Origin of the sequence: Streptomyces cyaneus (assembly GCF_004028635.1) — a bacterium.
Taxonomy (GTDB): Bacteria; Actinomycetota; Actinomycetes; order Streptomycetales; family Streptomycetaceae; genus Streptomyces; species Streptomyces cyaneus.
Window position 1 is genome coordinate 324,024 of the sequence record NZ_ML138678.1, and the last position, 21,951, is coordinate 345,974.

Sequence of the window (21,951 nt, forward strand, 5' to 3'; positions counted from 1 at the left end):
TCCCGTCATACGTACCATGTGCGCTGTTCACCAGTCCAGACGAAGGAGCAGGCCCACGGTGGCACACGGCAGCACCCGGCCCACCAGCCGAGACGTCGCCCACGCGGCGGGAGTCTCCCAGGCCGCGGTCTCCCTAGTGCTCGGCGACAAGTGGCGCGGCCGCGTCTCCGAGACCACAGCCGAACGCGTCCGCGAAGCCGCCCGCCAACTGGGCTACCGACCCAACCTCGCCGCCCGCAACCTCCGCCTCGGCCACACCCGAACCGTCCTCCTCGTCGTCCCCGCCCTGACCACCGAGTTCTTCGCCGGCGTTTACACCGGCGCCGCCCGCATCGCCGCCCAGAACGGCTTCGGCGTCGTCCTCTACCCCTCCCCCGAAGGCATCGGCCCCGCCCGCGACCCCTTCGCCTCCGCCCAAGCCGCCCTCGACGGCGTCATCGCCTCCTCCATGGCCGCCGACGCCCTCACCGCCATCCGCGGCGACCAACTCCCCCTCGTCATGCTCGACAGCGACCCCCAGGGCAGCCTCGGCGCCGCCACCGTCAACCTCGACATCACCGACGGCGTCCGCCAAGTCGCCGAACACCTGCTCACCCTCGGCCACCGCCGCATCCTGCACCTCGCAGCCGACGTACCGTCCTGGACCTTCGACGTACGCGCGCGCGAGCTCGCCGCACGCATCGGCGAAGTACCCGGCACATCACTGCTCACCATCCGCGCACCCATCTCCATCGAAGGCGCCCGCACCGCAGCCGAAACCGCACTCTCCGCCAAAGGCCCCCGCCCCACCGCGATCATCTGCGACGACGACAAACTCGCCGCCGGCGCCTACAAGGCCGTACGCCGCCTCGGCCTGCGCATCCCCGACGACATCTCCGTCACCGGCCTGGACGACCTCGCCCTCGCCACCGCCATCGACCCCGAACTGACCACCGTACGACTGGACGCCGAACTGTTCGGAGAACGCGGCATGCAAGCCCTCCTGGCGGTCCTGGAAGGCCGTGAACCCGAAGCGGGCGACATTCCGGTCCAGCTCGTCGTACGCGGCTCCACAGCGCCACCCAGCGCCCCCTGAACGCCACCGTGAACGCCCTGTGCCCCGGCCGAGCGGGCGGCCGGGGCACAGTACGGGCGAAACAAGGTTGGACGAGTGAAATAGGCGCTACTCCTCGGAACCGCCGGAGTCCTCGGAATCCTCGGCACCATCGGCACTCTCGGCCTCGGTGGTCGCTCCCCCCGCCTCCAGCAACCGAGCCAGCTGACGACCCACGATGCGCTTGAACTTCCGCGACTGCGGACGCGTACGGTCCAGCACCGCGACCTCCAGGCGCTCCGCGGGAATCTCCCGCTGCGTGCCGTTCGACTCACGAGACAGAGCCTGGACCGCCAGCTTCAGAGCCTCGGCAAGACTCATGCCGTCCTGATGACGCTGATCCAGATAGTTACTGATCAACTCGGCATTACCGCCGACCGCGACCGAGCCGTGCTCGTCCACGATCGAGCCGTCATGCGGCAGCCGATAGATCTGGTCACCCTCCGGAGTCTCACCGACCTCGGCGACGACCAACTCCACCTCGTACGGCTTCTCCGCCGCGGAAGAGAAGATCGTGCCCAGCGTCTGGGCGTAGACATTGGCGAGACCACGGGCGGTCACATCGTCACGGTCATAGGTGTAACCACGAAGATCGGCATACCGCACACCACCGATCCGCAGATTCTCGTACTCGTTGTACTTGCCGGCCGCCGCGAAGCCGATCCGGTCATAGATCTCGCTGAACTTGTGCAGCGCGCGGGACGGGTTCTCGCCGACGAAGACAATGCCGTCGGCATACTGCAGCACGACCAGGCTGCGGCCACGGGCGATGCCCTTACGGGCGTACTCCGCCCGGTCGGCCATGGCCTGCTGGGGTGAGACATAGAACGGCGTCGACACCGGTTATCCGTCCCTTTCTGTCGAAGTCACAGGATCACCTTGATAAGACCGACCCGCCGCCTACAGCAGCGCGGCCCGCGGGCCGTCGGGCTGCTCCAGACGCCGCTCCAGGATGGAACGGGCGATCTCAGACGACTCGTCATCGCTGAGCCGACGGAAGCCGGACTCGGTGATCACGGTGACGATCGGGTAGATCCGGCGGGCGACATCGGGACCACCGGTCGCCGAGTCGTCGTCAGCCGCGTCATACAGGGCCTGCACCACGAGCGTCGTGGCCTCGGCCTCGCTCAGGTCATCACGGAAGAGCTTCTTCATGGCACCACGCGCGAAGATCGACCCCGAGCCGGTGGCAGCGAAACCATGCTCCTCGGAACGACCACCGGTCACGTCGTAGGAGAAGATCCGCCCCTTCTCCCGATCCACGTCATACCCCGCGAAGATCGGCACCACGGCCAACCCCTGCATGGCCATCCCCAGGTTCTGCCGAATCATCGTCGACAGACGATTCGCCTTACCCTCCAGCGACAGCTGAGCACCTTCGACCTTCTCGAAGTGCTCCAGCTCCAACTGGAAGAGCTTCACCATCTCAATGGCCAGACCGGCCGTACCGGCCATACCCACGGCCGAGTACTCGTCGGCCGGGAAGACCTTCTCGATGTCACGCTGGGCGATGACATTGCCCATGGTGGCCCGACGGTCACCGGCGAGCACCACGCCCCCCGGGAACGTCACACCGACGATGGTCGTCCCGTGCGGCGCCTCGATCACGCCCTGCGTGGGCGGGAGTTGCCGGTTGCCGGGCAGCAGCTCCGGCTGATGCTCGGAGAGAAAGTCCACGAACGAGGACGACCCAGGCGTCAGGAAGGCAGCTGGTAGACGCCCGGTGCTACGAGTGTTGGCTTCCACGCGATTCCTTCCAAGTAAGCGGCGGCCCGGCGGACGGCGTCGGGATCGTCTCCCAACTTGCCGATGGCCGAATTGCAGTTGAAGCACAGTACGCCACGGACCCTACCCGTCTTGTGGCAGTGATCCACATGTACGGCCGGAGCCTTCAGACAGATCACGCAAAGCCCCATCTGAGAGGCAACCATCTCGTCACGCTCGGCTTCGGTGAGGCCGTAGTGGCGCTTCAAATGACGCGCGCGGCTTTTGGCCGCCCGGCAGGCTTTGCAGCTGGTCGAGAGGCCATCGCTAGCTGTTGCGTTGCGATGCCACTCACTGTGCGGCTTGACCTCGCCGCAGCACCGACAAAATTTGTGGCCCTCGGGCGTCTCCACGCGGGGCCGCACGTTCTTTCCCTTGGCCAGCTGACGAGCCTGGTGATACCCCGCCCAGCACTCTCGGCAGTAGGCCTGCAGCCCGTCACGAGCCGCTTTGTTACTGGCGAAGGCTGCCCGCGGCTTGGACTGCTTACACCGCGAGCAACGCTTCACACCCTCTTCGCTTGCCACCTCGAACGGCCCCCGAAGCCTTTGATTCGAAGGCTACTCGCCGCCCTTCTGAACGAAACTACGGACGAAGTCCTCGGCGTTCTCCTCGAGGACATCATCAATCTCGTCCAGAACCGAGTCGACGTCGTCGCTCAGCTTCTCCTGCCGCTCCTTGAGGTCCTCAGAAGCCTGCGTCTCTGCCGCCTGCTCCTCGACCTCCTCAGTGGAACGCGTGGCCTTCTGCTGTCCGCCGCCGGTGTCCTTGGTTGCCATATCCCTCACCCCGCTCAGTTCGCCCGACATGGTCGACAGGTCGGCTTTCCTGCCGATCGGTGATGATCAGACCCTACAAGCCGGGTCTGACATCGGCCCCGCAGTTTCTCCAACGTACGGGGGCCATCTCGATGATTCCCGGACGCCGGGTTTTCCACCCTGCCCAGCCGACGTCCGGCCGACACCGTCCCAGTCCCCCTCAGTTGCCTGACAGGACCCTGACCAGGTCTTCTGCCGTACGGCAACGGTCCAGGAGCTCCTTGACGTGATTTCGCGTTCCGCGAAGTGGTTCGAGGGTTGGAACGCGCTGGAGGGAGTCCCGGCCGGGCAGGTCGAAGATCACCGAGTCCCAGGAGGCCGCGGCGACGTCGTCGGCGTACTGCTCCAGGCAGCGCCCGCGGAAGTACGCGCGTGTGTCCTCCGGCGGCTTGGCCTTGGCCCGCTCGACCTCCGTCTCGTCCAGGAGGCGCTTCATCCGTCCTCGGGCCGCCAGACGGTTGTAGAGGCCCTTCTCGGGGCGTACGTCGGCGTACTGGAGGTCGACGAGGTGGAGCCTGGCTGCGTCCCAGTCGAGGTTGTCGCGGCGGCGGTAGCCCTCCATGAGCTCTCGCTTGGCGACCCAGTCGAGTTCGCCGGCCAGGCTCATCGGATCCCGTTCCAGGCGGTTCAGGGTGTCTTCCCACCGGGACAGGACGTCCTTGGTCTGCTCGTCCGCGTCCGCGCCGAAGCGCTCCTCCACGTACTTGCGGGAGAGCTCGAAGTACTCCATCTGGAGCTGTACGGCGGTGAGTGTGCGGCCGCTGCGGAGGGTGATCAGGCGCTTGAGGGACGGGTCGTGCGAGACCTGGTGGAGTGTGCGTACGGGCTGGTCGACGGCCAGGTCCACGGCGATGAAGCTGTCTTCGATCATCGACAGGACCAGGGCCGTCGTACCCAGCTTGAGGTAGGTCGAGATCTCCGAGAGGTTCGCGTCGCCGATGATCACGTGCAGGCGGCGGTACTTCTCGGCGTCGGCGTGCGGCTCGTCGCGGGTGTTGATGATCGGGCGCTTGAGCGTGGTCTCCAGCCCCACCTCGACCTCGAAGTAGTCCGCGCGCTGGCTGAGCTGGAAGCCGTGTTCGTGGCCGTCCTGGCCGATGCCGACGCGGCCTGCTCCAGTGACGACCTGGCGGGAGACGAAGAAGGGCGTGAGGTGGCGCACGATGTCTGAGAAGGGGGTTTCCCGCTTCATCAGGTAGTTCTCGTGCGTGCCGTAGGAGGCGCCCTTGTTGTCGGTGTTGTTCTTGTAGAGGTGGATGGGTTGGGCGCCGGGGAGCTGGGCGGCGCGTTCGGCGGCTTCGGCCATGATGCGTTCGCCGGCCTTGTCCCACAGGACGGCGTCGCGTGGGTTGGTGACCTCGGGCGCGCTGTATTCGGGGTGTGCGTGGTCGACGTAGAGTCGCGCTCCGTTGGTGAGGATGACGTTGGCGAGGCCGATGTCCTCGTCGGTGAGCTGGCTGGAGTCGGCGGCCTCGCGGGCGAGGTCGAAGCCTCGCGCGTCCCGCAGCGGGTTCTCCTCCTCGAAGTCCCAGCGGGCCCGGCGGGCCCGGTGCATCGCCGCCGCGTAGGCGTTGACGATCTGGGATGAGGTGAGCATGGCATTGGCGTTGGGGTGGCCGGGGACGGAGATCCCGTACTCCGTCTCGATGCCCATTACTCGCCGTACGGTCATGCGGCCCTCCTTGCCCGGCGGCACCCTCGGTCGTGGGCGCCGCACAGATACCGCTGGCGCTCGGTTGCGTGTGCGGTGCCCGTCCCCGCACTGCGCGACTCGGCGGTATGGAAGAGCCTAGAACGCCTCTGCGCTGGTGGGGAGATCATTTGCGTCATTGCCTTGCACGCCTCGTGTTCCGGTTCTGGCCTGAAAAACAGTGGGCTGCGGGTACCCGGTGAGGGCACCCGCAGCCGCCCTGTCTTTTACAGGTACTGACCGGTGTTCGCCACCGTGTCGATGGAGCGTCCGGTGTCTGCGCCCTGCTTTCCGGTGATGAGGGTGCGGATGTAGACGATCCGTTCGCCCTTCTTTCCGGAGATTCGGGCCCAGTCGTCCGGGTTGGTGGTGTTGGGCAGGTCCTCGTTCTCCTTGAACTCGTCCACGCATGCCTGGAGGAGGTGGGAGACGCGGAGGCCCTTTTGGTTGTGTTCGAGGAAGTCCTTGATCGCCATTTTCTTGGCGCGGCCCACGATGTTTTCGATCATGGCGCCGGAGTTGAAGTCCTTGAAGTAGAGGACTTCCTTGTCGCCGTTGGCGTAGGTGACTTCCAGGAAGCGGTTTTCCTCGGATTCGGCGTACATCTGTTCGACGGCGGTCTGGATCATGCTCTGGACCGTGGTCGTCCTGCTGTCGCCGTGTTCGCCGAGGTCCTCGGGGTGCAGTGGGAGGCGTTCCGTGAGGTACTTGCCGAAGATGTCCTTGGCGGCTTCGGCGTCGGGACGCTCGATCTTGATTTTCACGTCGAGGCGGCCGGGGCGCAGGATGGCGGGGTCGATCATGTCCTCGCGGTTGGAGGCGCCGATGACGACCACGTTCTGCAGGCCTTCGACACCGTCGATCTCGGCGAGCAGCTGGGGGACGATGGTGTTTTCCACGTCGGAGCTGACGCCGGAGCCGCGGGTACGGAAGAGGGATTCCATCTCGTCGAAGAAGACGATGACGGGTGTGCCCTCGCTGGCCTTTTCTCGGGCTCGCTGGAAGACGAGGCGGATTTGTCGCTCGGTTTCGCCGACGTACTTGTTGAGGAGCTCGGGGCCCTTGATGTTGAGGAAGAAGCTCTTGCCTTGGGCTTGGCCGGTGACTTCGGCGACCTTTTTGGCCAGCGAGTTGGCGACGGCCTTGGCGATGAGTGTCTTGCCGCATCCGGGGGGCCCGTAAAGGAGGACGCCCTTGGGTGGGCGCAGTTCGTGCTCCTTGAACAGGTCGGGGTAGAGGTACGGGAGCTCGACTGCGTCGCGGATCATTTCGATCTGGTTGCCCAGGCCGCCGATCTGCTCGTAGCCGATGTCGGGTACTTCTTCGAGGACGAGTTCTTCGACCTCGCTCTTGGGCACGACTTCGTAGACGTAGCCGGAGCGGGGTTCGAGCAGGAGGGCGTCGCCGGGGCGGATGGTGACGTCCAGCAGTGGCTCGGCGAGCCGTACCACCCGTTCCTCGTCGGTGTGCCCGACCACGAGGGCGCGTTCGCCGTCCTCGAGGATCTCCTTGAGGGTGACGATGTCGCCGACGCTCTCGTACTCCATGGCCTCGACCACGTTGAGTGCTTCGTTGAGCATCAGTTCCTGGCCGCGCCTGAGGTCGTCGAGTTCGACGCTCGGGCTGACGTTCACGCGGAGTTTGCGTCCTCCGGTGAAGATGTCTGCGGTGCCGTCCTCGTTGGCTTGCAGGAAGACACCGAAGCCGGCCGGTGGCTGTGCGAGCCGGTCGACTTCTTCCTTGAGGGCCACGATCTGGTCGCGGGCCTCACGGAGCGTGTTGGCGAGTCGCTCGTTCTGTGCGGAGACGCCGGCCAGATTGGTCTGCAGCTCGACGATCCGCTCTTCGAGAATCCTCGTGTGTCGCGGAGAGTCGGCGAGCTTGCGTCGCAGGACGGCGATCTCCTGCTCAAGGTAGGCGATCTGCCCGGCCGGGTCGTCGGACCCTCGTCCCGGGCGGATGCCGCGGTTCATGTCGTCGTCGTGGGCTGCCACGGTCCTCACCTCCTCCAAGGGGAGCTGGACGCTTCCAGACCCTACCTGGGTGGGTGTCGATTGAAACCCCTAGATCACAAAGACTGTCGAGGTGTGTCCGATCTTCACCCTTGCGCTCTCCCTCACGCCAGGGGAATACCCACCGAACATGATTGGAAAGCCGCCGCAGGTAGGCTCGAAGCGTTCAACACCCGTCAGAGCTGGCCGGATTCCCGTTCGGCTCGACGTAGTAGACGGCAGGGAGAGATGAGCGTGGAGCAGGCGGCCGGGGTCGAGGGGCAGGCGCTGGAGGTCTGGATCGACCAGGATCTCTGTACTGGCGACGGGATCTGCGCCCAGTACGCGCCGGAGGTGTTCGAGCTGGACATCGACGGTCTGGCCTATGTGAAGAGCGGCGAGGACGAGCTGCTGCAGGCCAAGGGGGCCACAACGCCCGTACCGTTGCCGCTTCTCACGGATGTGGTGGACTCGGCGAAGGAGTGTCCGGGCGAGTGCATCCATGTGCGTCGCGTTTCGGACAAGGTCGAGGTGTTCGGTCCGGACGCCGAGTGACCTTTCATTTACGGGGTGTTACGACTGTCTGATTTCTCACACGTGCTGGTGGCGTGGGTCAGACGCTGTGGGCACCGGCGGGTGTCGAGCGGACGAACGCGCCGTTCTTCCACTGCCACTTCGCGCTGTTCTTCACGTCCGGGCAGCAGCGCGGTACGTCGGTTGACGAGTAGCCGAGCAGGTCGGTGGCGACGGCTCCGTCACGGACGGCGACGTCACTGACGGTGATGCCGTCCTTCGGGTTGATGAGGGTGGCGATGAGGCGGGGGGCGGCGGTTTCCGTGGCCCGGGTGAGGACGTAGAGGCCGTCGGGCGGGGTGCCCATGGGTGAGTCGCAGTGCACGACGGCCACGGTTTCGGGGCTGCCGTCGCCGTCCAGGTCTCCGGTGGCCTTCTTGACCACGATCGCCTTCACCGGCCCGCATTCGAGCGGGAAGTCGACGCCTGTGGGGTCGGGGGGCGTGGTGGCCGCGGGGGCGTTCTTGGCTTCCGGGCCGGCTGTCTGGGCCGCCGTGGCCGAGTTGGGCTGCAGGACCGAGGAGAGGGCCACGACACCGGCGAGGGCTGTGGCGGTGGCGAGCCAGTGGATCGGACGGGTGTGGGTGTGTGCCAGTTCCGGGACGGCGGATTGCTGCACTAGGAGCGTCTCCTGTGAGGGCTGTGCCGGTGGGGGTGGTGGTGGGGGTGGCCAGCATGGTGCCACACGTCACAGTCCGGGGGAACGGCGGGGGTGTGGAGTTGCGGTGCCGGATGTCCGGTGGTTGGGGGTGCGCAGGGGCGTACGGGTGTCTTGCGATGTTCGGATTGTCGGTTGTTGGTGTTGCGTCAACAGAAAGGCGCTGTGGTCGAGTTCCCGGGGCGTTCCGGGAACTCGACCACAGCGCTTGTACGTTGAATGCGGCACGGGGCCGCCTCAGCGGCCGGCGCCTCCGTCGGCGTTGGGGCCTTCGTAGTCCTCGCCGTAGGCGCCCTTGGCGGGGCGGCGGCGGCGCATGGGGGGCTCGACACCGTCGGCGAGGCGGCGGGCGGTGAGCAGGAAGCCGGTGTGGCCGATCATCCGGTGGTCGGGGCGGACGGCCAGGCCCTCGATGTGCCAGTTGCGGATCATCGTCTCCCAGGCGGTCGGCTCGTTGAAGCAGCCGATCTCGCGGATGGACTCGACGGTCCGGGCGAGCTGGGTGGTGGTGGCGACGTAGCAGCAGACGATGCCGCCGGGGACGAGCGCCTTGGAGACGGCCTCCAGGCACTCCCAGGGGGCGAGCATGTCGAGGATGACGCGGTCGACGTCGGTGTCGCTGAGGTTGTCCTGGAGGTCGCCGACGGTGAGCTGCCAGGCGGGGTGGGGGCCGCCGAAGTAGCGCTCCACGTTCTGCTTGGCGATGTCGGCGAAGTCCTCGCGGCGCTCGTAGGAGTGCAGCATGCCCTGGTCGCCGATGGCGCGCAGCAGGAAGCTGCTGAGCGAGCCGGAGCCGACGCCGGCCTCGACGACGCGGGCGCCGGGGAAGATGTCGGCGAAGGCGAGGATCTGCCCCGCGTCCTTGGGGTAGACGACGGCTGCCCCGCGGGGCATGGACAGGACGTAGTCGGGGAGCAGGGGGCGCAGCGCGAGGTAGGCGACGTTCCCGGTGGTGCGGACAACGCTGCCCTCGGGAGCGCCGATCAGCTCGTCGTGGGGGAAGGAACCCTTGTGGGTGTGGAAGTTCTTCCCGTCCTCGAGCGTGAACGTGTAGTGGCGGCCCTTGGGGTCGGTCAGCTGAACCTGGTCCCCGACCTTGAAGGGCCCGCGCCTGCGGGCGGCACCGGTCGGTTCGGACATGTGAACAGCCTACCGGCGTTTCGGGGGGTCGCCGACCACGCGTGTGTGCCGGTGGTTCAGCTGGGGCGGGCCATGGCCTTCACGAAGGCGCGTTCCACGTCGGCCGCGGACAGGACGCCGTAGATCTCGCCGGTCTCCTCGACGACGAGGTACTCGGTCGCCGGGGTGGCGCGCAGGGCGTCGAGGAGTTCCTCGCCCGCCAGCTCGGCGGAGACGCGCATGCCGTCGGTCAGGTCCTGGGCGAGGCCGCTGACGGCGACCCAGGGGCGGCGGTGTTCCGGTACGCCGACGATGGCTGCCTCGCGGACGAGGGAGAGGGGGTTGCCGTCGGCGTCGACGACGACCAGGGCGCGGGCGCCGGCGGCGTTGGCGCGGCGCAGGGCTTCGGAGAGGGGGGTGTCGGTCTCTACCGGGACGGCGCGGCGGGTGAGGGCGCGGGCGCGCAGTTCGGGGAGGTGTTCGCGCAGGCGGGCCATGCGCAGGCTGTTGCCGGCGCCGGTCCAGATGATCGCGGCGAGGATGGCGGCGAGCAGGGCGTCCATGACGGTGTCCATGCCGACGTTGTCGACGGCGTCGGAGCCGAGGGCGCCGGACTGGGTGAGCAGTGGGAGGCCGACGAGGACGGAGACGGCGAGGGCGCGGCCGATCCAGGCGGCGGCGATGGTGCCGGTCATCGGCTTGCCGGTGATCTTCCAGACGACGGCGCGGAGCATGCGGCCGCCGTCGAGGGGCAGGCCGGGGAGGAGGTTGAAGGCGGCCACGATGAGGTTGGAGACCATGAGGCCGGCCAGTAGGACGCCGGGGACGGTGCCGGGTTCGACGGTCTGCATGGCGGCGTAGAAGACGCCGGCGAGGACGAGGGAGAGCAGTGGGCCGACGAAGGCGAGCACGAACTCCCGTCCGGGTGTCTCGGCTTCCTTCTCGATCTCGGAGACGCCTCCGAAGAACTGCAGCTGGATGCGGCGCACGGGGAGTTTGAAGCGGAGTGCGGCGACGGTGTGGGCGAGTTCGTGGACGAGGACGGAGGCGTAGAAGGCGACGGCGAAGAAGAGGGAGACGAGGTAGCGGGCGGCGCCGAGCTCGGGCAGTACCCGGTCGAGCTGGCCGCCGAAGACCCAGGTGATGAGGGCGGCGACGAGGAACCAGCTGGGTGCGACGTACACGGGCACGCCGAACGGCCGGCCCATGAGCAGCCCGCCTCGGGGATCCCGGGGGCGCTGGGGCGGGCGGGTCTTGACCGAGCCGGAGTGGGCGAGGGTGCGGTCGTGGGTGTCGGGGGTGGGGTGGGGCGGCTGGGTGGGTTGGTCGTCCGGCGGGGTGGGGGCGTGGGGGCGTGGGCCCTCGTCGGCGCCGTTCGCGCTCGGGTGGTCGGCCTCGTGGCTGTCGGGAGTGCGGGGGTCGGCGGGGCCGCTGGGGGCGGGGGTCTGCTGCGCGTGGGGCTGGGGGGGTGCCGGGGTCGTGGGGTGGTGAGCGGGGTCGCCGGGAGCCTGGTGGGTTGTGGGTGCGTCCGGCGCCCGGCGGGGGGCCTCACCGTCGGTGGAGTCGTGCGCGTCCCCGGAACCTTGTGCCGGTGGCCGGCCCGCGGAGCTGTCACCGCTGCTCTCGCTGTCGGCGCTCTCGCCGCCTGTGTCACTCGGGTCGTCCGCGTCCCGTGAGTGCCGCGGGGTCTCGTCCTGCGAGCGGTCCTCGGCGCGGAGTGGTGGCTGGGTGGCTTCGCGTACGGCGTCGTCCCGGTCGGTGTCCAATGGCTGGGCGTCCGTGGGCTGTTCGGCGTTCGGGGCCGGGTCGGGGCGTGTGGGGTCGGTGGCCGGGGTCATACGGTCTGTTCGGCGCTCGGTCGACTCGCCGGTGCCGGACCGCGGCTGCCCGCTCCCGCCGCTCTCGTCCACGGTGTCCCCTCGTTCGAAGCGTCTTCCGCGCCTGCCGGGCGGATGGGTCTCGGGTCGATGGTATGCGGCCGTGGTGACGCCTTTCGCCCCGGCACCCCCTCAGTTTCCCCGGCGGGCGCAGGCGTAACGGCGGCGGCTGGGTCACTGTCAGTGGCGGGCCGTAAGGTCTGTGGTCATGGAGACGAGCACGGAGGGTGCCGCGGAGGACTGCGGCAGTGACGTCGCGCCGGTGACAGAGACGGTGGCGGACGGGTACCCGGCGGGGGCACAGGTGTACCCGGCGGGGGCGGACGGTGCGGTGGCGACGGTCGAGGCGGGTGAGGCGGGTGAGGGCGCGGCCACGGCGGTCGTTGCGGCTGCGCGCCCGGCCATAGCGCCGGCTTCGCTGTCGCCGTCGCGTGCCAGTGACTTCATGCAGTGCCCGCTGCTCTACCGGTTCCGGGTGATCGACCGGCTGCCCGAGAAGCCGAGCGCGGCGGCGACCAAGGGCACCCTCGTGCACGCGGTGCTGGAGCGGCTCTTCGACGCCCCGGCCGCCGAGCGGACCGCTCCGCGCGCGAAGTCCCTCGTCCCGGGCCAGTGGGATCGGCTGCGCGAGAGCAGGCCGGAGGTCGTGGAGCTGTTCGAGGACGATCCGGAGGGCGAGCGGCTGGCGACGTGGCTCGGTGAGGCGGAGCAGCTGGTGGAGCGCTGGTTCAGTCTCGAGGATCCGACCCGGCTGGAGCCCGCCGAGCGTGAGCTGTTCGTCGAGGCCGAGCTGGACTCGGGGCTGCGGTTGCGCGGGATCATCGACCGTGTCGATGTGGCGGCCACCGGCGAGGTGCGGATCGTCGACTACAAGACCGGCAAGGCGCCCCGGCCCGAGTATGCGGAGGGTGCGCTGTTCCAGATGAAGTTCTACGCGCTCGTCGTGTGGCGGCTGAAGCAGGTGATCCCGCGTCGGCTCCAGCTCGTCTATCTCGGCAGCGGTGACGTGCTGACGTACGACCCGGTCCGCGCCGACCTGGAGCGGGTGGAGCGCAAGCTGCTCGCACTGTGGGACGCGATCCGGCAGGCGACCGAGACGGGTGAGTGGCGTCCTCGGCCGACGAAGCTGTGCGGCTGGTGCGACCATCAGGCCCATTGCCCGGAATTCGGCGGCACTCCCCCGCCGTATCCGCTGCCGGTGAGGGTGGCTGACCCAGGTTCGGCCGGGGGTCCGGCCCGCGGCGCACCCGCAGTCGAGAACAGCGGCCCCCGGGAGATGTAGTCGCTGCCGGTCAGGGCGGGCGAGTCCGGTGGGGACACGCAGGGCAGAATGGGGCCGGACTAGCGAAGGAGACTTACGTGGCCATCCGCGTCCTACTGGTCGACGACCAGCCGCTGCTGCGTACCGGCTTCCGGATGATCCTGGAAGCGGAGCAGGACCTTGCGGTCGTGGGCGAGGCCGGTGACGGCCTCCAAGCTCTCGACCAGGTGCGGGCCCTGCAACCCGACGTGGTTCTGATGGACATCCGCATGCCTCGGATGGACGGTGTCGAGGCGACACGGCAGATCACCGGGCCGGGGCGGGACGGCCCGGCGAAGGTGCTGGTGCTGACCACCTTCGATCTCGATGAGTACGTGGTGGAGGCGCTGAAGGCAGGTGCCAGTGGCTTTCTGCTGAAGGATGCCCCGGCCAATGAGCTGGTGCAGGCGATCCGTGTGGTCGCCGCCGGTGAGGCGATGCTCGCGCCGAGCATCACGCGCCGGCTGCTCGACAAGTACGCCACGCATCTGCCCTCCGGCGACGAGCCCGTCCCGGACACTCTGCACACGCTCACCGACCGCGAGGTGGAGGTGTTGAAGCTGGTGGCGCGGGGCCTGTCCAACGCGGAGATCGCCGCCGATCTGTTCGTCAGCGAGACCACCGTGAAGACGCACGTCGGCCATGTGCTCACCAAGCTCGGTCTGCGGGACCGGGTGCAGGCCGCGGTGTACGCGTACGAGAGCGGGCTGGTGCGCCCCGGCGCACAGTAAGGCCCGCGGCTCGGCGAAGAGGTCGTGTTGCAGCGAAGAGGGCGCCCCTTGTCGAGAAGGGGCGCCCTCCGTGCGTGTACGGCGGGTACGTCCGTCCGTCAGCCCTTGCTGAGCTCCCAGAAGCGGAAGACGGTGGAGGCGTCGAGGCAGTACTCCAGGCCGTAGACGTTGTCGCGGACAACGGCGTACTGCTTGGCCTGCCAGACCGGGAGGACGGGCAGTTCCTTGGCCACGATGTCCTGGAGCCGGCCGAACTCGTCGTCGGTCGCGGAGCGGTCGCTCTCGGCGGCGGTGCGCGGGATGAGCGTGCTGGTGATCGAGTTGTTGCTGTAGTTGTTGCTCAGCACGTTGCCCTTGCCGAAGAAGGGGGCCGTGAAGTTGTCGGCGTCCGGGTAGTCCGGGATCCAGCCCTTCACGTACACGCCGTACTTGCCGTCGGCGATGTCCTTCTCGTACTGGTCGAACGCGACGGACTGCACGTCGGCGTCGAACAGGCCGCTGTCGTTGAGCTGCTGCGCTATCGCCTTCAACTCCTGGTCGGTGGCGGGGCCGTAGCGCGAGGGGGTGGACCACAGGGTCAGCTTGACCTTGCCGGTGATGCCGTCGTCCTGCAGCGCGGCGGCGGCCTTGGCCTTGGAGGGGCGGGCGCCGTAGGTGTCGAAGAAGGCCGTGTTGTGGCCGCCGATGCCGGCCGGGATGATCGAGTACAGCGGGCTCGCGGTGCCCTGGTAGACGTCCTTGATGAGGGCGTCGCGGTCGATGAGGTAGGCGATGGCCTTGCGGACGCCGAGCTTGCCGGCGACCGGGTCGTCCATGTTGAAGACCAGGTGCTGGACCTCGGCGCTGCTGCCCTCGACGACCTCGACTCCCGAGTCGCCGCCGGACTTCTCGATGTCGGCGATGTCGCCCGCGGTGAGGCCTCGGTAGGCGATGTCGACCTCGCCTGCGCTCAGGGCCTTCTTCAGGGCGTCCTGGTCGCCGTGGAAGAACTTCAGCGTCACACCGGAGTTCTGCACCTCGGCGGTGCCCTTGTAGTACTCGTTGACGGAGAAGACGGCCTCTTCGTCGTCGAGGTTGTCCAGCTTGTAGGGGCCGGAGCCGACCGCGTCACCGTCCTTGCGCAGGCCCTGCGCGTCGTACTGCTCCTCGTCGACGATGGAGCCGGCGCCGGAGGCGATCTTGCTGGGGAAGGTGGCGTCGGGGGTGTTGAGCCGGAAGACGACGGTCTTGTCGTCCGGGGTCTCGACCTTGTCGAGCGTGGGGAACATGACCGCGGGACCGTCGGGGTCGTTGATCTTCAGCATGCGGTCGAAGGAGAACTTGACGTCCTCGGAGGTGAGCGCGTCACCGTTGCTGAACTTCAGCCCGTCCCGCAGGGTGCACTTGTAGACCTTCGCCTCCGTGTCGGAGAAGGCGCACTGCTCGGCGGCCTCGGGCTGCGGTTCGGTGGCGCCCTTGGGGAAGCTGAGCAGCGACTGGAAGACGTTGTTGAACAACAGCCACGAGCCGGGGTCGTAGCCGGAGGCGGGGTCGGTGGCCAGGACGTCGTCAGACATCCCCATGACCACCGAGGTGCCGGTCCCCCCGGAGTCCCCCGTTTCGGTTCCACAGCCGGTCAGCAGGCCGGAGGCCAGCCCTGCCACGACGGGCAGGACCGGCCACTGGTTGCGCATGTTCACGTACGAGTGCCTTGTCGTCGGTTGTGAGATGCCCGGGCCTCGTCCTGGATCCCGGGCCGGACCCGGCGCGCCTGGTCGGGGGCGCCGGGTGGGGGGAGACGTCAGCCGCTCACGCCGCGGCCGAGCTCCCACAGCTGAAGGGTCGAGGAGGAGTTGAGCGCGTACGCCGTACCGGTGACGTCGTCGCCCGCGGCGACGTACTGCTTGCCCTGCCACAGCGGCAGCACGGGCACGTCATTGGCGACGATGTCCTGAATGTCCGTCAGGCTGCTGGAGGCGGACAGCCGGTCGGCCGCGCGGCGGGACTCCGGGATGAGGGTGTTGCGGATCGTGCTGTTGGCGTACGGCGAGCCGAGGAAGTTGTCCTTGTCGAGGAACGGCGCGAGGTAGTTGTCGGCATCCGGGAAGTCCGGGAACCAGCCCATGCCGTAGACGTCGTACTCGCCCTTCTGCTCGGCGGGGCGGAATGTCGCCCAGGGGGTGCCCTGGATGTCGACGTCGAACAGGCCGCTGTCGTTCAGCTGCTTCTGCAGCAGCTCGAACTCCTTCTTGGTGGCCGAGCCGTAGTGGTCGGTGGTGTAGTGCAGGGTCAGCTTCACCGGGGTGGTGATGCCTGCCTTCTCCAGCAGCGACTTGGCCTTGGTCACGCTGGGCTCGCCGTACTGGTTGAAGAACGCGTTGGAATGGCCCGTGATGCTGGCGGGGACCAGTGAGTACAGCGGTTCGGCCTGGGAGCCGTAGACCTTGGAGACGAGTTCGCCGCGGTCGATGACCTGCGCCATTGCCTGGCGGACGGCCTTGCTGCGTACGGCCGGGGCGTTGGTGTTGAAGGCCAGGTAGCGGATTTCCAGGCCGGACATGTCGACGAGGTCGACGGTGTCGTCGGAGTCGGCCGAGAGCTTCTTGATCAGCTCGGGCGACATGGTGCGGGTCATCAGGTCGATGTCGCCCTGGTCGAGGGCGGTGCCCATTTCGTCGGCGTTCTTGAAGTTGCGCAGTTCCACCTTGTCGTTGTTCACCTTCAGACTCCCCTTGTAGTTGGGGTTCTTGGTGAACACGGCGGAGACCAGCTCGTCGTTCTTGACCTCGGCCTGGAGGGTGTACGGGCCGGAGCCGTCGACCTCGAAGCCGTCGCGCAGCTTGTCCTTGGCGTAGATGTCCGGGTCGACGATGCCGGCGACCGGGGTGGACAGCTTGAACGGGAAGGTGGCGTCGGCGGTCTTGAGGTGGAAGATGACCTCGCGGTCGCCCTGGGTCTCGACGGTGTCGATGGTGGACAGCAGCGCGAAGACGCCGCTGTCGGCCTTGAGGGAGCGGGCGCGGTCGATGGAGTACTTCACGTCGGCCGCGGTGACGGGGTCGCCGTTCGCGAACTTCAGGCCCTCGCGCAGGGTGCAGGCGTAGCGTTCGTTGCCGCTGTCGGTGAAGCCGCAGCTCTGGGCGGCCTCGGGCACCGGGTCGCCCTCGCCGCGCGGCTGGATCATCAGGGTCTGCACGGTCTGGCGCAGGATGTTCCAGGTGCCGACGTCGTAGGCGTAGGCCGGGTCGAGCGGGGCGGGAGCCTCCTTCGAGGCAGTGAACGCGTCCGTGGTGCCGACGACGATCGCGTCGCCGCTGTCGCTGCCGCTGTCGGTTCCGCCGCAGGCGGCGAGAACCGGCGCGAGCAGGCCGATGACGGCCGGCAGCACCAAAGTCTTGCGGTTCATGCTCGGGTTTCTCCAGCTGTCGACTCCGTGTACCCGGCATGCAGGGGTGTCGCGGCGGATCACGGGGTAAGTGCGATGTTCTCGCGACGAGATTAGTCCGCGCCCGCAGGACGGTTCGCAACCACCGGAGTTGAGGGCCCATCACGGAGTGGAACCGGGTGTGGACGCAACGAAAACCTGACAGCGGAAGGATTCGTGCGCCATCCCATCAATTGGGACACAAAGACACGCGGAGAGTCACGGAAAGAGGCCGGGAGGCACGGCCCGACCGGCCTGTCGACCCCGTCCCGCGTGGCGAACGTCACAAACTGAACAGTCTTGGTGGGCACCGGAATTCAGCCATCGGGCACGTTCGAATTTCCTTGCGGAATTCTCGCGCTATCGATGTTGCACGCTGCGTGAACATCGAGCGCATTTCCGTTGTCACGCCGCCATCAGCCCGCGCAGAAATGCCAGATCGACCTCTTCGAGCGAGGCCACCACGGTACGACGGGCGGCCGGGGTGATCGGCGCGACGGACGGAACGGCCACCACATGGCAGCCCGCGGCCTCGGCTGCGGCGACGCCGGTCGCCGTGTCCTCGACGACCGCGCATCGGGCCGGGTCGACGCCGAGTCCGGCCGCGGCGAGCAGGTAGGGGTCGGGGTACGGCTTGGTGCGCGGCACCTCGTCGCCGGCGACGGTCAGCGCGAAGTGCTGGGGGCCGAGCGAGGTGAGGACCCGGTCGATGATGCGCCGGTGGGAGGCGGAGACCAGGGCCGTGGGGATCTCGTAGGCGGCCAGCTCGGCCAGCAGTCGGGCGGCCCCCGGCATCAGCGGCAGGGCGCGGTCGATGCGGTCCTCGAAGCCCTGGTTGAGCAGCACCGTGAGCTCGGCGAGGGTGATGTCGGCGCCGGTGGCCTCGATCAGGAATCCGGCGCTGCGGGTCATGGGGCCGCCGACCACGACATGGCGCCAGGTGTCGTCGAGCGCGTGGCCGAGGCCGGCGAAGACCTCGACCTCGACGTCCCACCAGAAGCCCTCCGTGTCCACCAGGGTTCCGTCCATGTCGAGCAGCACGGCCTGGAGAGCTGAGCCCTCGGCCGTACGGGTTCCTGGTGCGGGGACCGTGCTGGTCATCCACGTACCTCCTTGAAGGGGCGATCAGGCCGGTTCCCACGAAGGGAACCGGCCTGCGGTGGACCGACCAGTGTACGACGTGTGGCGAAGAAGTGCCGGGTTTAACCGGTGTGCCCCGGGGCACACCGGTCACACGCCGGGGGGCGCCTCATCGTGCGTTGAAGTACTTCGCCTCCGGGTGGTGGATGACGATCGCGTCCGTGGACTGCTCGGGGTGCAGCTGGAACTCCTCGGACAGGTGGACGCCGATCCGCTCCGGCTGGAGCAGGTCGGCGATCTTGGACCGGTCCTCCAGGTTCGGGCAGGCGCCGTAGCCCAGCGAGAAGCGGGCGCCCCGGTACTTCAGCGCGAACATGTCTTCGATGTCGGCCGGGTCCTCCCCGGCGAAGCCCAGCTCGGAGCGCACGCGCGCGTGCCAGTACTCGGCGAGCGCCTCGGCCAGCTGCACGGACAGGCCGTGCAGTTCGAGGTAGTCGCGGTAGGCGTTCGCCTCGAACATCCGCGCGGTCTCCTCGCCGATCCGCGAGCCGACGGTGACCACCTGGAGGCCCACGACGTCCGTCTCGCCCGACTCCTGCGGGCGGAAGAAGTCTGCGAGACACAGGCGGCGGCCGCGGCGCTGGCGCGGGAAGGTGAAGCGGGTGCTCTCGTTGCCGTGCTCGTCCAGGAGGATCAGGTCGTCGTCCTTGGAGACACAGGGGAAGTAGCCGTAGACCACGGCCGCTTCGAGGAGGTTGTCCGTCTGGAGCTTGTCGAGCAGGCCGCGCAGCCGCGGGCGGCCCTCGGTCTCGACGAGTTCCTGGTACGAGGGACCGTCTCCGGTGCGGGTCTCCTTCAGGCCCCACTGGCCCTTGAAGAGGGCGCCCTCGTCGAGCCAGGACGCGTACTCCTTGAGCTGGATGCCCTTGATGACGCGGGTGCCCCAGAACGGCGGCTCGGGGACCGGGTTGTCGGTGGCGACGTCGGAGCGGACGTGGCCCTCTTCGGGACGCTCCTCCAGTACGGCTGTGGTGGCCGCGGTCCTGACCCGGCGCTGCTTGAGGTCGGGCAGCTTCGCGCCGGGTACGCCCCGCTTGACGCCGATCAGGGCGTCCATCAGGCGCAGGCCTTCGAACGCGTCCCGGGCGTAGCGGACTTCGCCCTGGTAGATCTCGTGCAGGTCCTGCTCGACGTACGCGCGCGTGAGGGCGGCGCCGCCGAGGATGACCGGGTAGTTCGCCGCCAGGCCGCGCTGGTTGAGCTCCTCCAGGTTCTCCTTCATGATCACCGTGGACTTCACCAGCAGCCCGGACATGCCGATGACGTCGGCCCGGTGCTCCTCGGCGGCCTCCAGGATCGCCGAGACGGGCTGCTTGATGCCCAGGTTGACCACGTTGTAGCCGTTGTTGGACAGGATGATGTCCACGAGGTTCTTGCCGATGTCGTGCACGTCGCCGCGCACGGTGGCCAGCACGATGGTGCCCTTGCCGTCGGCGTCCGACTTCTCCATGTGCGGCTCGAGGTAGGCGACGGCGGCCTTCATCACCTCGGCGGACTGCAGGACGAACGGCAGCTGCATCTGGCCGGAGCCGAACAGCTCGCCGACGACCTTCATGCCGTCCAGGAGGGTCTCGTTGACGATGTCCAGGGCGGGTCGGGTCTGGAGAGCCGCGTCGAGGTCGGCCTCCAGGCCGTTGCGCTCGCCGTCGATGATGCGGCGCTTGAGACGCTCCTCCAGCGGGAGGGCGGCCAGCTCCTCGGCCTTGCCCGCCTTCAGGGACTTGGCGGTGGCGCCCTCGAACAGGGCCATCAGCTTCTGCAGCGGGTCGTAGCCCTCGGCGCGCCGGTCGTAGATCAGGTCGAGGGCGGTCTGCACCTCTTCCTCGCTGAAGCGGGCGATCGGCAGGATCTTCGAGGCGTGGACGATGGCCGAGTCCAGGCCCGCCTTGACACACTCGTCGAGGAAGACGGAGTTGAGCAGGATGCGGGCGGCCGGGTTGAGGCCGAAGGAGATGTTGGACAGGCCCAGGGTGGTCTGCACATCCGGGTGGCGGCGCTTGAGTTCGCGGATCGCCTCGATGGTGGCGATGCCGTCTCCCCGGGACTCCTCCTGGCCGGTGCAGATGGTGAAGGTCAGGGTGTCGATGAGGATGTCCGACTCGAGGATGCCCCAGTTCGTCGTGAGGTCCTCGATGAGCCGCTCGGCGATCTCGACCTTCTTCTCCGGGGTGCGGGCCTGGCCCTCCTCGTCGATGGTCAGCGCGATCAGGGCGGCGCCGTGCTCCTGGGCCAGCTTGGTGACCTTGGCGAAGCGGGACTCGGGGCCGTCGCCGTCCTCGTAGTTGACGGAGTTGATGACCGCACGGCCGCCGAGCTTCTCCAGGCCGGCCTGGATGACGTCGACCTCGGTGGAGTCCAGCACGATCGGCAGCGTGGAGGCGGTGGCGAAGCGGCCGGCCAGCTCCTCCATGTCGGCGACGCCGTCGCGGCCGACGTAGTCCACGCAGAGGTCCAGCATGTGGGCGCCCTCGCGGATCTGCTCGCGGGCCATCTCCACGCAGTCGTCCCAGCGGGCCGCCAGCATGGCCTCGCGGAACTTCTTCGAGCCGTTGGCGTTGGTGCGCTCGCCGATGGCCAGGTAGGAGGTGTCCTGGCGGAACGGCACCGTCTGGTAGAGGGAGGCGGCGCCGGGCTCGGGCTGCGGCCGGCGCTCCACGGGCGTGGCTTCCCGGACTCGCTCGACGAGCTGGCGCAGGTGCTCGGGGGTGGTGCCGCAGCAGCCGCCGATGAGGTTCAACCCGTAGTCCCGTACGAAGGTCTCCTGGGCGTCGGCCAGGCCCTCGGGGTCGAGCGGGAAGTGGGCGCCGTCCTTGGTGAGGATCGGCAGTCCGGCGTTGGGCATGCACAGCAGCGGGGTGCGCGAGTGCCGGGCCAGGTAGCGCAGGTGCTCGCTCATCTCGGCGGGGCCGGTCGAGCAGTTCAGGCCGATCATGTCGATGCCGAGCGGCTCCAGCGCGGTCAGCGCGGCGCCGATCTCGGAGCCCAGCAGCATGGTGCCGGTCGTCTCGAAGGCCATCGAGACCAGCAGCGGCACATCGGTGCCGGTCGCCTCCATGGCGCGCCGGGCGCCCAGGATCGACGACTTCGTCTGCAGCAGGTCCTGTGTGGTCTCCACGATCAGGGCGTCCGCGCCGCCGGCGAGCAGGCCCTCGGCGTTCGCCTGGAAGCCGTCGCGCAGCGTGCCGTAGCCGATGTGGCCGAGGGTCGGCAGCTTCGTACCGGGACCGATGGAGCCGAGCACCCACCGCTGGCGGCCGTCGCGGGCGCCGAACGCGTCGGCGGTCTCTCGGGCGATACGGGCGCCCGATTCGGACAGCTCGTAGACCCGGTCGGCGATGTCGTACTCGGCCATGGCCGAGTGGTTGGCGCCGAAGGTGTTGGTCTCGACGCAGTCCACGCCCGCTTCGAAGTACTCCTCGTGGACGGAGCGGACGATGTCGGGCCGGGTGAGGTTGAGGATCTCGTTGCAGCCCTCGAGGTTCTCGAAGTCGTCGAGGGTGGGTTCCTGGGCCTGCAACATGGTGCCCATCGCTCCGTCGGCGACCACCACACGGGTGGCGAGCGCCTCTCGGAGAGCGGACACACGGGTCCGGCTGTCGGCGGAAGGGGTCGGTGGCAACGAGGCCATGAAGGGGCTCCCTGGAGTGCGACGGCTGTCGGCTTTGCGCCCTTGTGGAACCGTCCCGCACAGGGCGCACGCCGCCAGGGTAGCCGGGACCGCCACCAAATGGTCAGGGCGTCCACGGGGCGGGACGAGGATGACGGCGGGGCCGATTCCCGGATACGGGTGACGC

At 68.2% G+C, this 21,951-nt stretch carries 17 protein-coding genes; 4 read left to right on the forward strand and 13 right to left on the reverse strand.

The genetic code is table 11. The annotated features are described in order from the left end of the window. Window positions 1–58: 58 nt before the first annotated feature. Window positions 59–1,075 (forward strand): LacI family DNA-binding transcriptional regulator, encoded by a 1,017-nt coding sequence (locus EHO50_RS01500; protein ID WP_164904724.1) that lies wholly within the window; start codon window positions 59–61, stop codon window positions 1,073–1,075. A gap of 87 nt (window positions 1,076–1,162) precedes the next feature. Here the strand turns inward: EHO50_RS01500 and prcA are convergent, their stop codons facing one another. The 6 genes from prcA to arc all read right to left on the reverse strand — a co-directional run bounded on the left by prcA (window position 1,163) and on the right by arc (window position 7,359). Continuing rightward, window positions 1,163–1,933 carry a proteasome subunit alpha gene (prcA, locus tag EHO50_RS01505; RefSeq protein ID WP_128427953.1) on the reverse strand — a complete coding sequence of 257 codons (771 nt, stop codon included), beginning with the start codon at window positions 1,931–1,933 and terminating at the stop codon, window positions 1,163–1,165. 60 nt (window positions 1,934–1,993) lie between these two features. Next, window positions 1,994–2,839 (reverse strand): proteasome subunit beta, encoded by an 846-nt coding sequence (gene prcB, locus EHO50_RS01510; protein WP_128427954.1) that lies wholly within the window; start codon window positions 2,837–2,839, stop codon window positions 1,994–1,996. Beyond that, window positions 2,791–3,384 carry an endonuclease VII domain-containing protein gene (locus tag EHO50_RS01515; protein WP_128427955.1) on the reverse strand — a complete coding sequence of 198 codons (594 nt, stop codon included), beginning with the start codon at window positions 3,382–3,384 and terminating at the stop codon, window positions 2,791–2,793. Before EHO50_RS01515 ends, prcB begins: the two co-directional genes overlap by 49 nt. 33 nt (window positions 3,385–3,417) lie before the next feature. Beyond that, entirely contained in the window at window positions 3,418–3,636 is a 219-nt protein-coding gene (locus EHO50_RS01520; protein ID WP_030955201.1) for a ubiquitin-like protein Pup, read from the reverse strand. Window positions 3,637–3,835: 199 nt separating this feature from the next. Next, window positions 3,836–5,347 (reverse strand): depupylase/deamidase Dop, encoded by a 1,512-nt coding sequence (dop, locus tag EHO50_RS01525; RefSeq protein WP_342786891.1) that lies wholly within the window; start codon window positions 5,345–5,347, stop codon window positions 3,836–3,838. A gap of 245 nt (window positions 5,348–5,592) precedes the next feature. After that, window positions 5,593–7,359: a proteasome ATPase gene (arc, locus tag EHO50_RS01530; RefSeq protein WP_128427956.1), complete on the reverse strand. Its 1,767-nt coding sequence runs from the start codon at window positions 7,357–7,359 to the stop codon at window positions 5,593–5,595. Window positions 7,360–7,605: 246 nt separating this feature from the next. Here arc and EHO50_RS01540 point away from each other — a divergent pair, with 246 nt between their 5' ends. Further along, window positions 7,606–7,911, forward strand: a complete 306-nt coding sequence (locus EHO50_RS01540) for a ferredoxin (protein WP_128428919.1) — start codon at window positions 7,606–7,608, stop codon at window positions 7,909–7,911. A 58-nt stretch (window positions 7,912–7,969) separates the two neighbouring features. On the opposite strand, the gene EHO50_RS01545 is transcribed toward EHO50_RS01540, so the two are convergent. From EHO50_RS01545 to EHO50_RS01555, 3 genes are all read right to left on the reverse strand, one after another. Continuing rightward, on the reverse strand, window positions 7,970–8,548 hold the full coding sequence (locus EHO50_RS01545) for a hypothetical protein (protein WP_128427957.1): 579 nt from the start codon (window positions 8,546–8,548) through the stop codon (window positions 7,970–7,972). A 276-nt stretch (window positions 8,549–8,824) separates the two neighbouring features. Then, window positions 8,825–9,727, reverse strand: a complete 903-nt coding sequence (locus EHO50_RS01550) for a tRNA (adenine-N1)-methyltransferase (RefSeq protein WP_128427958.1) — start codon at window positions 9,725–9,727, stop codon at window positions 8,825–8,827. Between the two features lie 56 nt (window positions 9,728–9,783). Continuing rightward, window positions 9,784–11,616 carry a site-2 protease family protein gene (locus tag EHO50_RS01555; protein WP_128427959.1) on the reverse strand — a complete coding sequence of 611 codons (1,833 nt, stop codon included), beginning with the start codon at window positions 11,614–11,616 and terminating at the stop codon, window positions 9,784–9,786. Between the two features lie 175 nt (window positions 11,617–11,791). On the opposite strand from EHO50_RS01555, the gene EHO50_RS01560 reads away from it, so the two are divergent. Continuing rightward, a complete protein-coding gene (locus EHO50_RS01560) occupies window positions 11,792–12,865 on the forward strand; it encodes a RecB family exonuclease (protein WP_128427960.1) in 1,074 nt (357 codons plus the stop codon). A gap of 77 nt (window positions 12,866–12,942) precedes the next feature. Continuing rightward, the gene (locus EHO50_RS01565; protein WP_128427961.1) at window positions 12,943–13,614 is read left to right on the forward strand and encodes a response regulator; all 672 of its coding nucleotides are present in this window, start codon (window positions 12,943–12,945) and stop codon (window positions 13,612–13,614) included. Window positions 13,615–13,712: 98 nt separating this feature from the next. Here EHO50_RS01565 and EHO50_RS01570 read toward each other — a convergent pair whose 3' ends face one another. The 4 genes from EHO50_RS01570 to metH form a co-directional block, all read right to left on the reverse strand. Continuing rightward, window positions 13,713–15,293 (reverse strand): ABC transporter substrate-binding protein, encoded by a 1,581-nt coding sequence (locus EHO50_RS01570; protein ID WP_128427962.1) that lies wholly within the window; start codon window positions 15,291–15,293, stop codon window positions 13,713–13,715. A gap of 101 nt (window positions 15,294–15,394) precedes the next feature. Next, complete coding sequence (locus EHO50_RS01575) at window positions 15,395–16,999, reverse strand: ABC transporter substrate-binding protein (protein WP_128427963.1); 1,605 nt, start codon at window positions 16,997–16,999, stop codon at window positions 15,395–15,397. A 423-nt stretch (window positions 17,000–17,422) separates the two neighbouring features. Further along, the gene (locus EHO50_RS01580) at window positions 17,423–18,118 is read right to left on the reverse strand and encodes an HAD family hydrolase (RefSeq protein WP_128427964.1); all 696 of its coding nucleotides are present in this window, start codon (window positions 18,116–18,118) and stop codon (window positions 17,423–17,425) included. Between the two features lie 148 nt (window positions 18,119–18,266). Continuing rightward, window positions 18,267–21,785: a methionine synthase gene (gene metH / locus EHO50_RS01585; protein ID WP_128427965.1), complete on the reverse strand. Its 3,519-nt coding sequence runs from the start codon at window positions 21,783–21,785 to the stop codon at window positions 18,267–18,269. Window positions 21,786–21,951: the final 166 nt, after the last annotated feature.